This is a genomic window from Kitasatospora sp. NPDC004799 (assembly GCF_040609095.1).
Classification (GTDB): domain Bacteria; phylum Actinomycetota; class Actinomycetes; order Streptomycetales; family Streptomycetaceae; genus Kitasatospora.
The window spans coordinates 1-2366 of the sequence record NZ_JBEXJK010000689.1 but is presented as its reverse complement, the minus strand read 5'-3'; the positions used below and the strand labels follow the sequence as shown (position 1 = coordinate 2366).

At 74.8% G+C, this 2366-nt stretch carries 2 protein-coding genes; one reads left to right on the top strand and one right to left on the bottom strand.

What is annotated here, in order from left to right; translation table 11 throughout:
* On the bottom strand, positions 1-748 hold a 748-nt coding region (locus ABZW03_RS39930; protein ID WP_355269658.1), incomplete at its 3' end, for a lactonase family protein.
* A 945-nt stretch (positions 749-1693) separates the two neighbouring features.
* On the opposite strand from ABZW03_RS39930, the gene ABZW03_RS39925 reads away from it, so the two are divergent.
* On the top strand, positions 1694-2366 hold a 673-nt coding region (locus ABZW03_RS39925; protein ID WP_355269656.1), incomplete at its 3' end, for a serine hydrolase domain-containing protein.

Here is a 2366-nt window from a genome sequence, read left to right as displayed (position 1 = left end):
GGGAGACCGGGCCCTCGACGCCGTCGGGGAACAGCGGGGCCTCCCCGACGGGTTCGAGCGCCCCGGCCGCCGCGTCCCAGCGGCAGACCGTGACGACGGGGCGCAGCTCGCCGAGCACGTAGGCGTGGCGCCCGGAGGGGTGGAAGGCCAGGTGCCGCGGTCCGGTGCCGGGCGGCAGCGCCGTCTCGGCGTGCACGGTCAGCTGTCCGGTCGCCGGGTCCAGGGCGCAGACCCGCACCGAGTCGGTGCCGAGGTCGACGCTGAGCACCCAGCGCCCGGACGGGTCGGGGAGCACCTGGTGGGCGTGCGGGGCCCGTTGGCGGTCCGGGCGCGGCCCGCTGCCCCGGTGGCGCAGCACCCCGCTCGGCGGCAGCGGGGTGCCGTCGGCGGCGAGCGGCAGCACGCTGACGCTGCCGGAGCCGTAGTTGGCGGTCAGCAGGTGGCCCCGGACGAGGCTCAGGTGGGTGGGGTGGTCGCCGCCCACCGGCACGGGGGCGCCCAGCGGGCGGGGGACCGGTCCGGCGATGTCGTGGGCGGTGACGGCGCCCGGCTCCGTCTCGGAGACGGCGTAGAGCACCGGGCCGTCCGGCGTCCGCCCGACGGTGAGGTAGGACGGGTCGACGGCGTCGACGCGGCCGGTCAGGGACAGCGCCCCGGTGGCCGGATCCACCGAGGCCGACACGATCCCGCGCCCGCCCGTCGAGGTGAACGACCCGATGAAGGCCCGCTCCGCGCCCCTGTCCACCACTGCACCCTCCACCGTCCGCCGCCTGCTCTCCGGGCTCCGACGCTAGCAGGCGCCCACCGCGTCGCCGTCGGCCGCGCGGCTCCGGGGGCCGCCCCTTCGACCGAGCCGCCCGGCCCGGCCGGATTCACTCGCGGCACAGTGGACGGCTCTCGTCGCATTTCTTCACAGCCGTCACAGGCGTCCGGGAAATCACTCGGATAATTCCGCGAATAGTTGTTCGAGTGGATGGTGAGGTCTGAACCTCATATTTTCAGCCAAAGAATTAGCGCCCGCCATCGGGCTCTCCGGGCGCGGCCGGGAGGCACACCAGGGATTTTGTGGTTCCGATTCCCGGTGGAGTCGCTTTTCGTTCAATCGGAAGGGGTTGCGAGCGGCTGACCCGCCGTGAAGACTGTTGCGCGTTCGTCGTCCGGACGTTCGGGACGGCAGGGAATGTGCGGCTCTCCGGTCGCGTCGGCGCGTTCCGCGCGGCGGCCCGCGGGGGCGGATCGCAAACAAGGGGGATGGACATGCCGGGTACGGCCGTTGCGCAGGTGGGGGCCAGGAGAGCGGTCGGTGGGCGGGGGGCGGGTTTCTGTCCCACCGTTCCGACGGGGTAAGGGTATTCGGCCGTTCGCGGTTCACCGCGGGCCGGCCCGCCGTTCATCGCGCGGTGGGGATATCCGGGTCGTATTCGCACCGCCCGGTCCGGGCGCGCCGATGTGACGCCGGAACGGCCGTGCGCGGGCGGGTTCGGCGCCCGGCCGCGGGCGTCCGGGGATTCCCCTTCCGGGGCCGGCCGACCGCCGCCGGCCGGGCCGGTACCGATTCCCGCCGTTCCCGCGCGTCCTGAAGCGGGCGGCGCCGGCGGCCGGGAATTCCCGCTGTGCCGCAGCCCAATCCGCAATTCCACCGCGGGCGCCCGGCGCGCCCGCACCCGAGAACCAGTCAACGGGAGCTTCCGCCATGCCGTACGCCAGCCCGGCGCCCACCCGCGAGCGGGCACCTCTCCTCCTGCGCGGTGAACCGCGGCGCAGTGACCTGCAGCACCGGCTCGACGCGCTCGCCCGCGCCCACCGGGTGCCCGGCGCCCAACTGGTGCTGGACACCGGTGCGGAGACCGTCGCCCTGCACACCGGGGTGGCCGACACCGGCACCGGGACGCCCTTCACCGAGGACACCGCCGTCCCGGTGGGATCGCTCACCAAGCCGTACACGGCCGCCCTGGTGGCGCTGCTCGCCGACGACGGCGACCTCGACCTCGACGAACCGGTGGCCGAGCACCTGCCGGAACTCCGTCAACTGCCCGCAGTAACGATTCGTCAGCTACTCGGCCACACCGGCGGACTGCCGACCGGACCGGACTCCGACGCCGCCGCCCGCACCACCGCGACGCGCTACCTGTCCGCCGTCTGCACCGCCGGGGACGCGCTGTTCCCGCCCGGGACGGACTTCTCCTACTCCAACGCCGGCTACGTGGCCGCCGGGCGCCTGGTCGAGACGGTGACCGGGATGCCCTGGCGGGAGGCGGTGCGCGCGCTGCTGCTCGAACCCTTCGGCACCGGGCCGGTGTTCGTCGACACGGCCGCACCCGGGCGACCGGTCGCCGCCGGGCACGCGCTCAACGCCGCGACCGGCC